Source organism: Psychromonas sp. (assembly GCF_983033635.1).
This window is the reverse complement of record NZ_CEZLMY010000009.1, coordinates 18,911-31,002: the sequence shown is the minus strand read 5'-3', so window position 1 is coordinate 31,002 and position 12,092 is coordinate 18,911. Positions and strand designations below refer to the sequence as shown.

At 42.3% G+C, this 12,092-nt stretch carries 12 protein-coding genes; 6 read left to right on the top strand and 6 right to left on the bottom strand.

Going from position 1 to position 12,092, the window contains the following annotated elements:
• Positions 1-133: 133 nt before the first annotated feature.
• The 5 genes from AC4GME_RS02335 (at position 134) to AC4GME_RS02315 (ending at position 4,229) form a co-directional block, all read left to right on the top strand.
• Positions 134-334: a helix-turn-helix transcriptional regulator gene (locus tag AC4GME_RS02335; RefSeq protein ID WP_490378141.1), complete on the top strand. Its 201-nt coding sequence runs from the start codon at positions 134-136 to the stop codon at positions 332-334.
• On the top strand, positions 331-756 hold the full coding sequence (locus AC4GME_RS02330; RefSeq protein ID WP_490378140.1) for a hypothetical protein: 426 nt from the start codon (positions 331-333) through the stop codon (positions 754-756). Before AC4GME_RS02335 ends, AC4GME_RS02330 begins: the two co-directional genes overlap by 4 nt.
• A 53-nt stretch (positions 757-809) precedes the next feature.
• Positions 810-1,901, top strand: coding sequence for a tyrosine-type recombinase/integrase (locus AC4GME_RS02325; protein WP_490378139.1), 1,092 nt, complete (start codon positions 810-812; stop codon positions 1,899-1,901).
• Between the two features lie 436 nt (positions 1,902-2,337).
• Positions 2,338-3,621 carry a DEAD/DEAH box helicase gene (locus AC4GME_RS02320; RefSeq protein WP_490378144.1) on the top strand — a complete coding sequence of 428 codons (1,284 nt, stop codon included), beginning with the start codon at positions 2,338-2,340 and terminating at the stop codon, positions 3,619-3,621.
• 230 nt (positions 3,622-3,851) lie between these two features.
• The gene (locus AC4GME_RS02315; RefSeq protein WP_490378974.1) at positions 3,852-4,229 is read left to right on the top strand and encodes a hypothetical protein; all 378 of its coding nucleotides are present in this window, start codon (positions 3,852-3,854) and stop codon (positions 4,227-4,229) included.
• Positions 4,230-4,480: 251 nt separating this feature from the next.
• On the opposite strand, the gene AC4GME_RS02310 is transcribed toward AC4GME_RS02315, so the two are convergent.
• Both AC4GME_RS02310 and AC4GME_RS02305 read right to left on the bottom strand, forming a co-directional pair.
• Entirely contained in the window at positions 4,481-4,876 is a 396-nt protein-coding gene (locus AC4GME_RS02310; protein ID WP_490378973.1) for a hypothetical protein, read from the bottom strand.
• A gap of 201 nt (positions 4,877-5,077) precedes the next feature.
• On the bottom strand, positions 5,078-5,446 hold the full coding sequence (locus tag AC4GME_RS02305) for a hypothetical protein (protein ID WP_490378972.1): 369 nt from the start codon (positions 5,444-5,446) through the stop codon (positions 5,078-5,080).
• Between AC4GME_RS02305 and AC4GME_RS02300 the strand changes: the two genes are divergently transcribed.
• Positions 5,445-5,822: a hypothetical protein gene (locus tag AC4GME_RS02300; protein ID WP_490378971.1), complete on the top strand. Its 378-nt coding sequence runs from the start codon at positions 5,445-5,447 to the stop codon at positions 5,820-5,822. The genes AC4GME_RS02305 and AC4GME_RS02300 overlap by 2 nt on opposite strands.
• Before the next feature lie 430 nt (positions 5,823-6,252).
• Here the strand turns inward: AC4GME_RS02300 and AC4GME_RS02295 are convergent, their stop codons facing one another.
• The 4 genes from AC4GME_RS02295 to AC4GME_RS02280 all read right to left on the bottom strand — a co-directional run bounded on the left by AC4GME_RS02295 (position 6,253) and on the right by AC4GME_RS02280 (position 11,909).
• Positions 6,253-7,992, bottom strand: coding sequence for a carboxylesterase/lipase family protein (locus tag AC4GME_RS02295; RefSeq protein WP_490378121.1), 1,740 nt, complete (start codon positions 7,990-7,992; stop codon positions 6,253-6,255).
• 110 nt (positions 7,993-8,102) lie between these two features.
• On the bottom strand, positions 8,103-8,225 hold the full coding sequence (locus tag AC4GME_RS02290; RefSeq protein WP_490378970.1) for a hypothetical protein: 123 nt from the start codon (positions 8,223-8,225) through the stop codon (positions 8,103-8,105).
• Between the two features lie 161 nt (positions 8,226-8,386).
• Positions 8,387-10,549 carry a glycoside hydrolase family 1 protein gene (locus tag AC4GME_RS02285; protein ID WP_490378120.1) on the bottom strand — a complete coding sequence of 721 codons (2,163 nt, stop codon included), beginning with the start codon at positions 10,547-10,549 and terminating at the stop codon, positions 8,387-8,389.
• 49 nt (positions 10,550-10,598) lie between these two features.
• On the bottom strand, positions 10,599-11,909 hold the full coding sequence (locus AC4GME_RS02280; protein ID WP_490378119.1) for a carbohydrate porin: 1,311 nt from the start codon (positions 11,907-11,909) through the stop codon (positions 10,599-10,601).
• Between the last annotated feature and the right edge of the window lie 183 nt (positions 11,910-12,092).

The window sequence follows — 12,092 nt, the reverse complement described above, 5'->3', positions numbered from 1 at the left end:
CATTCCACAAAATCAAAATGACAATAAAATTCAGTCACTTACATAGCTGATTGTCTTTTTTTTGCTCCTTCATCGCCCAAATATCCCACCTATTCTCAGCTTTAAATTCATTAAGCAACTAAGAGAACTCATCATGACCCACAAAATGTTACGCCTACCCAATGTAATTGAACTAACTGCCCTTTCAAGGAGCAGCATATATTTGCGTATGAGCAAGGGGGAATTCCCAAAAAGTATCTCTTTAGGTGGTCGCGCAATTGCGTGGCTCGAAGAAGACGTAAATCAGTGGCTTGAACAGTGTATCGCCGAAAGTAAAAAGCAGGGGGATTTATGAGCCGAATTTATAACCCTAACAAGTGCAAAATCAATCGCAATTACACCATTAGTGAAATATCCCTGCTTTATGGCGTGCATAAAAATACGCCTAAAGGTTGGCTTAAAAAGGGCTTGAAAAGGATCGATAATCAACGCCCTTATTTAATATTAGGGCGAGATTTAAGGCTGTTTTTAAAAGACCTAAGAACCATCAATAAACGCCCTTGTGAGTTAGGTGAAATATATTGCATGAAATGCAGAGCACCAAGAAAACCAGTGCCTGGTTCAATCATTTTTGAGACTGAATCATCAAGGTATGGGCGAATAAAAGGAAGCTGTAATGTGTGCCATTCTGCAATGAATAGATACTTTCGAATAGCCGATTTAGCGCTATTACAACGACATTTTAAGGTGATCTTACCGTTGCAACAAAAACGATAGGTTAGTTGTTTAATGTCCCCGTAAACAGTCCTTTAAATAGTTGAGGTATCAGCATGAAAAATCACAATGTAAATAACGAAAGAATGAAGCGTAAATATTTTACTTTTATGAAGGAAGCAAAGCGCCATAGTGAGGCATCTATTGATTGCATTGCTAAAGCGATAACTCGCTTTGAACAGTACAATAAATTTAAAGATTTTAAAGCATTTCACTTTAATCAAGCGGTAGGTTTTAAAAACGCATTACTGACGCAAAAAAGCCTTAAAACAGGTGATAATTTAAGTAAGTCGACAATCAATGGAACGTGTAATCACTTGAAGGTTTTCTTTCAGTGGCTAGCACAACAAACGGGTTATAAATCTCGTTTTAATTATACCGATGCTGATTATTTTAATTTGTCAGAAAAAGACACCCGTATTGCTGGCGCGAAACGAAAAAAGCCCGTAGCGACATTAGAGCAAATAACTCATGTGCTAAAGGAAATGCCTGACGTAACTGATTTAGAAAAACGCAGTAGGGCATTAATTGCATTTACTTTATTAACAGGCGCAAGAGACAGCGCCATAGCATCATTTAAAATTAAGCACGTTGATTTAACCAATGGCTCAGTGTTTCAAGATGCTAGAGAGGTCAAAACTAAATTTAGCAAAACCTTTACCACTTACTTTTTTCCTGTTGGAGAATTACCAATACAAATATTAACCGAGTGGATCGATCACTTAAAAACAGAATTGTTATTTAGCCATGACGATCCGTTATTTCCTAAAACCAAAGTTGCCAATACTAAAGATAAAAAGTTTAGCGCTTGTGGCGTATTAAAAGAGCACTGGGCTACAGCACACCCAATACGTAAAGTATTTAAGCGATCTTTTGAAAACGCAGGGCTCCAATACTTTAACCCACATAGCTTTAGAGATACCCTCGTTAGATTAGGTGAGCAGCTATGCCAAAGCCCTGAAGAGTTCAAAGCATGGAGTCAAAATTTAGGGCATCAAGGCGTATTAACCACATTATATAGTTATGGTGATGTACCTGATTATCGACAAGCTGAGTTGATTAAAAAACTAAGGGAGCCGAGTATTAATGTGTCCCCAGAAAGACAAATTGAATTTGAAGCTATGTTTAAAAAAATGATGGGGAGCTAGTTTAGTGGCTTGTTTACAACGGGACGAAAAGGTAGCTATTCGTTTAATAAATTGCCGAATTTTGTCGAAGATCGCGGCATAAATACTACAGCGACTTGATTACGAAAGGTGTTGTAGTAATAAATCGATTAGCTTGGGTTTGATATGGCTGTAGTGAGGTCGCGACGATATCTGACATCCCATATTATATCGGGACGCAAAACGACTCAGTAGTTCTAATTGTCACATGCTCGAATACTGCAGATAAAATATTTGGCTGTCCCCACTTTTATTATCATTGCTTTACTTAACGTTTGGAACTTAGCGTCGAATCAAACTCGGTCTATTCGGGGATTGAATGACATTAGGGCTGGGTTTGATCGATTTCACTAACTCAACGGGGCATAAATACGCTAAAATAGTGGGCTATTATCTTAGCTTTGAGCCCTTTATATTAATGACCACTGTCACAACTCCAGCCAACTTTACAGAACTTGGCCTTATTTCACCCTTGTTAGCTCGATTAACTGAGCTGGAATATCAGCAGCCAACGCCTATTCAAGCGCAAGCTATCCCAAGTGTATTAGCGGGACGTGACTTGATTGCAGGGGCAAATACCGGTTCGGGTAAAACCGCTGCCTTTGCACTGCCTATGCTGCAGCAACTGTCAAAAACATCAAATAGTAAAAGCAGTAAAGGTAACTATGTTACTGGACTGATTTTGGTACCTACCCGTGAATTAGCCAAGCAAGTTGCTGACAGCATTAAATCTTATGCAGCGCATTTTAACGGCGCGATTAAAACGGTTGCTGTTTTTGGTGGTGTATCAGCGAATACTCAAATGCTCGCATTACGCGGCGGCACTGATATTTTGGTTGCAACGCCCGGTCGATTACTCGATTTGATTTCAAGTAATGCCATTAAGCTCGATAGGGTTAAAACCTTAGTGCTAGATGAAGCCGATCGGATGTTAAGTCTCGGTTTTACTGACGAGTTATCTGAGCTTTTAGGCTTATTGCCAAAGAAAAAACAAATTCTACTGTTTTCAGCGACTTTTCCTGAGCAAGTACAGGCTTTAACCCAGGAATTGCTCAACGACCCGGTTGAAATACAGTTGCAAAGTAGCGACGCCAGTACTTTAGTACAGCGTGTTTTTACTGTTAACAAGGGGCAAAAAACAGCGTTGTTAGCGCATTTAATCAAGCAACATCAATGGCAGCAAGCGCTGATTTTTGTTAATGCTAAAAAGAGCTGTAATCACTTAGCTGAAAAGCTTTCTAAACGTGGTATTAGCGCAGAAGTGTTTCATGGTGACAAAGGTCAAGGCGCTCGTAATCGCGTGCTTGAAGCGTTTAAAGCTGGCGAGATTCAAGTGTTAATTGCAACAGATATTGCAGCCCGTGGTCTAGACATCGAAAAACTGCCTGTAGTGATCAACTTTGACTTACCAAGAAGCCCATCGGACTACATGCATCGTATTGGTCGAAGTGGCCGTGCGGGTGAGGTCGGCTTAGCCTTATCGCTTATCGATCATGAAGATTTTCATCATTTCAAGGTAATCGAAAAGAAGAACAAGCTTCGTCTTGAGAGAGAACAAGTAGCGGGCTTTGAAGTTGCTGAAGCCTACAATGAAGCCTCGTTCTGCCTTGATAAACCTATGGCAAAGCCTGAAGGCAGCGGTAAGAAAAAACGTAAAAATAAAGAGCCAGTGAATGCCCATATCTGGTTGAGAAATTCTTAACCAGAATAAAAGGTAAACCTAACATATAAGAAAATGATGGGGTCTTGCGTTTTGCTCTTGTAGGCAAAAGACAAGACCTCTCTAATTCAATACAATTTCAAAATACCCTATAGGTGTTACTTTGCTTTAACTTGCGTAGCTAGGCAAGCTAGTTTAAGCTCCCGCTCAATCGCGTTAGCGAAAATCTTTATAGACGTGTCTACGTCCCTCAAATTTTAAATAGGTAACTCATGAATATTATTACCGTTCCAGAAATGGCTAAACCAGAACTTAAAAGTCACCACAAAGCCCGTCATATGAAAAAAATGGCCATTGGTCCTTTTGCTCAAACCTGCGCAGAGATCCGTTTTAGTGGAGACATTGAAAAGTTCGACCAAGTCGACACTGCTTTAGTTCAATGCCAACAGCAACAAGGTTGGGATTTGTTTATTGCTTATTTTAATGAGCAATACCACGTGGCGATTTACTTCTTCACAGAACAAGAAGACGTCAATGCAGTGATAGAAATGGCTAACGCAATCATTGTTAAAGAACTAGGCGAAGTTGAGTTACAAGTGTTAGTGGGTGACGCTAACTACTCCGATTGGGACTGCTGCTACACAGACTGATCGGCTAAAGAGAACCATCGCCAGTAAGTCCTGGCGATGCGTTTCTTATTTGAATCTAAGTAGTAAAATATGTAGGTAGTTAGACAAGAACAAATAGCCAAGCTATTATCCTGCTTCTACCATTGCTTTTATTTTCTGCACCTTTTCAAAATGATTAAGCTGATGAGTGCTGGCCGCTTCCATTAATAATTATGGATTATCATTCTTGTTGAGAAAAGGTATGGCTGTCCTGCCTTTTTATTTTATTTGAATTAGTCCAGACTCTTAATGCCTTGTGCATTTAACCATTCTAGGGCCTCTGCCTCAGTGTCGCAAAATTGTGTCTGAACATTGATGAATTTGTCATAGGTTTGTTCCAGCAACATGGTTTGTATTTCAGTTGAGCAAATAACCGCTTCAAATTTTTCATTATGTTTATCGGCCCATGCGTTCACAGCATCGATCTCGGGCCAGATGTCTGGTGTCCCTAACTCCCACGATAATAAATTAACCACACAGGCCCAGGGGGAGTGGTTGATTGTCTCGGCCAGCACTTTATACTCCTGGCAACACCTGATTGCGGTTTCAACATTCCATGCCCCTTTCGGACGCATAATTAAAACCTGCCCCTTTAGTTCAAATTCAAATGAGCCATGTTCTATTCCCATCAGAATACACCTGCTAAAGTCTTATCTAATATTATTTCTAGCATACTAAATAGCCAAAAGCAAGAATACGCCAAGCCTTGGAAAGCCAGAGGCTATAGCCTTAAACTGCATATAAGATTCACCTGTTAGGCCCGATTATGCTATTGAGAGGCCGAGGGGCTTGCGTTTTGCTCTTTTAGGCAAAAGAGAAGACCTCTCTAATTACGCCAAAGCCGATAAACCATGCTGTAGCGCAATAATATTGGCTACAGCTGCCAATCTGGCTTTTATCGCCCGTTCAATACCAACGCCGCTCTGAGCCAAATCATCAACCGCAATAAAAGCAATAGTCGTTAAGCTGCTGCTGTTATAATGATAAGCATAACCCGATTCTACGATCCAATTGCCTGCCGTCAAATGTTGCGTCTTTTCTTGCAATGACCTGACCAGGGTAAAATCAAAAGACAAGATACAATCTTCATTGCCGTACCAATCCGCTTTTAGCGCCTGAAAATTGATCCACATCTCCAGTTTGCTCAACAAGGGGTTGAGCGAATTCGAAAATTGGGCATCTTTAAATAGGTAATTCATGAATATTATTAGCGTTCCAGAAATGGCTAAACCAGAACTTAAAAGTCACCACAAAGCCCGTCATATGAAAAAAATGGCCATTGGTCCTTTTGCTCAAACCTGCGCAGAGATCCGTTTTAGTGGAGACATTGAAAAGTTCGACCAAGTCGACACTGCTTTAGTTCAATGCCAACAGCAACAAGGTTGGGATTTGTTTATTGCTTATTTTAATGAGCAATACCACGTGGCGATTTACTTCTTCACAGAACAAGAAGACGTCAATGCAGTGATAGAAATGGCTAACGCAATCATTGTTAAAGAACTAGGCGAAGTTGAGTTACAAGTGTTAGTGGGTGACGCTAACTACTCCGATTGGGACTGCTGCTACACAGACTGATCGGCTAAAGAGAACCATCGCCAGTAAGTCCTGGCGATGCGTTTCTTATTTGAATCTAAGTAGTAAAATATGTAGGTAGTTAGACAAGAACAAATAGCCAAGCTATTGCCCGGCTTCTACCATTGCTTTTATTTTATGTGCCTTTTCAAAATGATTAAGCTGATGAGGTGTGCCTACTATAATAAAGTCGCTCAGAAAGTGTCCGATTTTTGTTGACCATTACACTATGTGGTCAATAAACTGTGGATAGTGCCTTTAATAATTTGATAAGGAAGGGTTTGCTCTGGTTTATGGCGTTCATACTTTGACGTATCTTCCCTTCCAGCTTCCTTTGCCACATGCATAATGTAGCGAGGCTACATTATGCATGCAAAATTTAACAAAGAGTTCGCCGTTGATTAATCGGATCGACCTGGCGGGTTAGCGGGCGTTACATGCCGCAATCAGCTGGATCTTTATCCTGCAGAACCATTGCTTCAGCGCAGAACCTGCCGGCTTCGAGCGCAATCAGCGCGGCTTCAGAATCTGATGCAGTCTCAATATTATCTTTGACGCTGGTCAGTGTCACCTCATCACTAGTCATGGTCAACTCAGCCTGATCGCCGTCAATACCCAGCACCATCAGCTTGTCGTCGCCAGCATCGTTAGACCATGCAGTCCACTCTGTTTGGCTGCCATCGACACCGCTACCCGGCTCGCCAGTCCGGGCAAAATTCGCGGTGTAGGACATGATCGCCTCAGACAGGTTGACACGACTTTCACGGGTATCCGGAGCAAAGATAAGCCCGGACAAACCCGGGTTGCTTAGCAGGTCGTCAATATTACCGAAGAAGAAAGGCGTATCGATATTATGGGTCGAACCACTAATCTGAATGTCAGGTACCTGGCCGCCGCCTGGAAGAGTAAAGCCGCCGCTACCATCCTGCTTATGGGCGCCCCAGGCAAACTGATAGGCATAGACAGGATGGCCGTTGGCGGTCAGATCACGAGCCAGATCATCCACCGAGTTCAGTTTCCACAGATCACTGCTGGCGTTTTCGGTGGTATTAAAGTGAGGTTGGAATGCCGTGCTAGGATCGAAATACAGGAACAGGGCTGCCTCGTCCCTGCCGGTACCGGTAATGACCGGAACTTTGTTAGGCTGAGTATCCTTGGCAAAGGCTTCGCTACCGTCTGCTACAATCACTTCGCCATCGGCAAACAGCGCCTTCATTTTATACAGGCCTGCCCCGGAAGGCATCAAGCTACCAAACACTTCCGGTGACGACTTGGTGCGCAGATAGGTGGCAATCTCATCATTGCTCATACCAGCTACGTGCGTCGCTGCAGCCTCGGCGTCAGCTGCCGTACCATCGTTTACCAGCGCCTGCAACAGGATCTCCTGCCCCTGAGTTTCCGCCTGCTCCATGCTATAAAACTGATTCACACCACTTATCACCACACCACGATCGAACAGACCTGTGGCCTTCGGTGACAACAGCATAGAGATCACATTCATGCCGCCAGCTGACTGGCCCTGGATGGTGACATTATCAGCATTACCACCAAAGACATCGATGTTATCCTCAACCCATTTCAGTGACTGCACGATATCCAGGGTACCGAAGTTACCGGAATCGGTCTCTTTGTCACCGGTACGCAGCGCCGGGTGAGCCAGCCAACCCATAGGGCCGATACGGTAGTTCATCGACATAACGATCACGTTAGCTTCTTCAGCATAACGGGCCCCGTTATATTCGGCATGCTCGATGGAGTTACCACCGGTGTTACCGCCACCGTGGATCCAGATATACACAGGCAGATCAGTTGCATCAGTTTTTGGACGCCATACATTTAGAGTCAGGCAATCCTCGGAGCCCTTCGGATTATAGTCACCATCAGACTGAGAGCATACCTCGCCTTTCTCAAACGCATCCAAAGGCGTATCCCAAGCCGCTTTCGGCATAGGCTTCTGCCAGCGCAGATCGCCAACCGGTGGCTCGGCGTAAGGGATACCCAACCAGGCATAAACCGACTCATTGGCATCGAAGCCATAAATATGGCCAGACTTTGTGGTTACCGACGTTGAGTTACCCCAGGCAGGTTGCGGCTGTTCCGGTAGATTTACAGTATCGTTTCCACAGCCAGTTAGCGCGATTGCCAGTGCTGACATTATTAATGTTTTTTTCATAATAAATTCCGTTGAGATGTTAAGTAAGCGTTACATGCGAGACAGTTCACACCTTGTTTGCCGTCTAATGTTGATGTATTAATCGTTAGCTTGTGCGCCCTGGTCAGTTTTCACTGACAACATGGTATTTGCTGTAAAAACTTGACCTTTTTCATTTTAAAATTGGCCATTGCCGAAGGTGCTGCCAAAAGGATTGCTGCTGATAAAGCTGTCAATTTAATAATTTTATTCACATTCTTATTCCTTAAAAAGTGTTTATAACACTGGTTAGAAACACATCGTTTCGATAGGAAAATCATACATAAGGCATTGGGAGACTCTTTGCGTAAAGTGCAAACAGTATTTTAGAAAATTTTATTACCCCGCTTGCACAAAGTAAGCGGGGTAATATGGTTTAAAATTTTGCCTGTAGGCCATTAAAGGCCGCTACGCCTTGGAACCAAATTGCGCTGTCTTTGTAGATACGATCTAAATTTGGAGAATCATAATCGATATGAATTAAACCAAAACGGTTTTTCGTACCCGAAGTCCATTCAAAATTATCAAATGTTGACCATGGCATAAAACCTATTAAGTTAACCCCATCTTGCTTTGCTTTCCATGCTGCTTCGACCATTCCTTCATTAAATCTTATTCTAAAAAAATCGTCTATTTGATTTGCATCGGAAAGGGATTCTTGGTTTGTACTATCAAAAGCTCTTTGGAAACTCGCGCCAGTTTCAGTGATCATAATATCTGCATCAGGGAATTGGTGCTGTAGATGCTGCAATCCGTCATACAAACCTTGTGGATCAAAACGACCATTGTCACTGCTTATTTTTTCTGAGCCACTAAGAGAGATGCCGATTTCCCGCGAGAAAGAATTTTTCTGAAACCAACTGTCATCAGCTTTCTGGTTTTGTTGAGATAGTGGAATCATGTTAATTTCAGGTCGTCGATAATAATTGGTGCCGATAAAATCCATGCCGACTTTGGCCATCAGTTTCCAATCTTGCTCAAGGTCTGCTCTGGCAACCGAGCCGAAACAAGCGGCAGCCGGTAAAGCAGCTAAACAATCTTCTTTAACTAGATAAGCACCATATTGTTTAAAATAGTCTACAGCCCACTGATCATATTGGTATGAGTCAGTGCGGGCATAAGGCAAATCGCTATAGTCTGAATGGGCAGGTGCGGTTTGGTAACCAAAAGGAGTGAGCCACATGGCTGCCCATGTCCGATTGTACATTTCAGTCGCTTTAACATCTAAAGCATCATCAGTTACAGGGTCGCCAACGCCCGCGCCTACTACGATTCCCACATTAGATGTAGCAGGAAGGGTGATATTTTGCCCGGTCACTGTACTAGTGAACGTGCCAGCTTTCATTTGGTCAGCCATGTTTTTAATTCGGGCATGACCTGTATAGATGTTATGTAACTGTGGTACACATTGTGACAACACATCGATGTTAAAACCGACCTTATCGTTAAAGGTTGCTAAAAATTCAGCCGAGTAGACTCCTGTGATCACGCCGCCGATAACACCATCACTAACACACGCGTCTGAAAAGGGTTCATTTACAGTGATCCAATAAGGCACCTGTTGACCGTACTCGGTTAATAAAACTTCCGCGTAATTTTGGAAATATTCAATTGTTGTACGCTCACTCCATGACCTAAAGGTAGCTGCCCATAACGACATCGGCATATCCCAATGATACATAGTGACTACCGGGGTTATACCTCTGGAAATCAATGAATCAATCATTTGTTTGTAATGGCGTAACCCTTTGTAATTTAAAGGGTAATATCCAGCTTGCAAAATGTAGCTTGGTGGGGCGGAAGCGTCGGGATTGGTTGGGTCGTCAACCGCTGCTGCATAGGTAAACCCACCGTTCGGCAAAAATACAGGAACAATATCCCCCACTTTTGGGTTGGCGTTGCGAATAGCCGCGGCTATAGTTGGATATGTATCAGCAGGTAAGCGGTTAAATAAACCTTCAAATGGTGTTCTATCAAAACCAGCTTCGTATTGTTCCATAGCGCCAAGTGCGACTGGACTGCCGGCTGCTGCCCCGTCCACTAAAGCTTTTGATGGTAATTGGCTCCAGGCATCAATCGCATTTAAAGGCATAGGTGCACCATCGTTAGGTACGATGCGTGTCCAAGCAATAGAAAAACGATAGGCGTCGAGATTTAAATCTTCAAGAATATCAAAATCAGATTCAAAACGGTGATATTGATCGATGATTGTGTAAGCTCGTTCCCCGTAGGTTAAATTTATACCACCGCTGGCGGGGCTTTCCGTTAGGAAATCCCATTTTGAACGAGATTTACCGTCCAAATATCCAGTAATCACTTCCGCCTCTGCATCATCGTTTTCAAAATAAGGGTGGGTGCCTTCGACTTGAAAAGCCGCCGTTGCCCCCCCCCATAAAAAATTATCAGGAAATTTGAGATCAACACTTCTGTCAACTTCAACTCGACGCTCATCGGAAAGGTTTTGACTACCTCTGTCAGCATTACACCCTACAAGAAGACCAGATAGAATAGTGCATACTAATGTTAATTTTTTATTCATTTACTTTACCTCAATGAATAATGCCGTTTAAAAAAACGGCATTAATGTTTTACCAAGTAGCAAGGGCTTGAACGCCAAAACGAATGTTATTATCTTCGCCATCTCGATTACCAGTACGAACTTGTTCTGCTTGATTGCCAAAGAACGCACCTGTGTAAGCGCGTAATGTTATTTTCTCTGATAAAACATCTAAAGACAGATCATGAGCCAATATGATTTTTTGTAAATCCAGTGACGACTTTTGGAAAGAAGGGGTGTAAGAGGTAGATGCCAATTCTAGTTTAGTTTGATTGTTATCATCCCATTTATAACTAGGCGTTAAAATAACACTCCATTGAGAAGGTTTTGTCTCAGAGACATCTGAGGTTATCGTTTTACCTTGGGCGTAATAACCCACATAATCTAAATCGACGTTTTCAGTGATAGCATACGTACCAAAATCGATAATACGCCAAGAAGATTCAAGAGAACCTTCCCACCATGCTACGGTTTCAGGTTCTAAACCAGATTGGTTTCCAAAACCAGCATCAGCTAAAGCATCATTAGCAAATTGCAACACTAAACGATTGTCAAAATTAAAAAACGAGCCATACAGCTCTGTTGTAAATAATAAACCTGTGTCGTCAGCTTCGTTATTTTCTTCTTGAAGAGATGTTGGGTCGGTTTGACTGTAAACTAGTGCGATATCTAACTTTTGCTCAGCAAAAACGCCAACTTGATCTAGACGCAAATCAAAAATGTTATTTTGAACAGAGCGTTTACCAAATACGTTATTTTTGCCACTGATTTGCTCTCTTTGAACATTAACATAGGCGAATGATAAATCCCCAATGCTAACATCGATATTTTCAATTCCGGCTCCATACCCTGAATTATTCAAATAATACAAATCCATTGCTTCGACACTTTTACGTCTATAATAACGTTTACCAGCCCATACAGTAGCTTCTGGTAGAGGCGCTATAAATCCAGTTGCTGTAACGTTAAGCTGTCTTAATGCTATTTCGGCTGCTCCATTCTGAGGAACGCTAAGGATTGGCTCTGATAAAGATTGATAATCGTTAGCTTGTGCGCCCTGGTCTGTCTTCACTGACAACATGGTATTTGCTTCAATAACTTGACCTTTTTCAGTTTTCAAATTTTTAGCTAAACCTATTTCACCATAGCTATCACATTCATTACCAAGCCTACCGGTATAATAGCCAGTTCCCCCGTCTCCAAAACAAAATTGTTCACCGCCTGAACTGGTTGTTGATATTCCAGCTCGGAGATAACCGCTATATTCAAAATTGGCCATTGCCGAAGGTGCAGTCAAAAGGATTGCTGCTGATACAGCTGTCAGTTTAATAATTTTATTCACATTCTTACTCCGTTAAAAAGTGTTTATAACACTGGTTAGAAACGCATCGTTATTGATAGGCCAGCATCGTTATTAAGTTAATGTTAATCATAAGTTTTGAAGGCCGCAGGAAATTCAACAGGTACCAAATCTCGAAAAAAACGATACCGCCAGCACAGTACCAACACCAATTAAAAGTTATTA

Excerpts from the sequence above, each read along its gene's own strand:
- AC4GME_RS02305 (WP_490378972.1), bottom strand. The coding sequence starts at position 5,446 with ATGAATTACCTATTTAAAGATGCCCAATTTTCGAATTCGCTCAACCCC.
- AC4GME_RS02335 (WP_490378141.1), top strand. The coding sequence starts at position 134 with ATGACCCACAAAATGTTACGCCTACCCAATGTAATTGAACTAACTGCC.
- AC4GME_RS02330 (WP_490378140.1), top strand. The coding sequence starts at position 331 with ATGAGCCGAATTTATAACCCTAACAAGTGCAAAATCAATCGCAATTAC.
- AC4GME_RS02315 (WP_490378974.1), top strand. The coding sequence starts at position 3,852 with ATGAATATTATTACCGTTCCAGAAATGGCTAAACCAGAACTTAAAAGT.
- AC4GME_RS02300 (WP_490378971.1), top strand. The coding sequence starts at position 5,445 with ATGAATATTATTAGCGTTCCAGAAATGGCTAAACCAGAACTTAAAAGT.
- AC4GME_RS02320 (WP_490378144.1), top strand. The coding sequence starts at position 2,338 with ATGACCACTGTCACAACTCCAGCCAACTTTACAGAACTTGGCCTTATT.
- AC4GME_RS02310 (WP_490378973.1), bottom strand. The coding sequence starts at position 4,876 with ATGGGAATAGAACATGGCTCATTTGAATTTGAACTAAAGGGGCAGGTT.
- AC4GME_RS02295 (WP_490378121.1), bottom strand. The coding sequence starts at position 7,992 with ATGAAAAAAACATTAATAATGTCAGCACTGGCAATCGCGCTAACTGGC.
- AC4GME_RS02325 (WP_490378139.1), top strand. The coding sequence starts at position 810 with ATGAAAAATCACAATGTAAATAACGAAAGAATGAAGCGTAAATATTTT.
- AC4GME_RS02285 (WP_490378120.1), bottom strand. The coding sequence starts at position 10,549 with ATGAATAAAAAATTAACATTAGTATGCACTATTCTATCTGGTCTTCTT.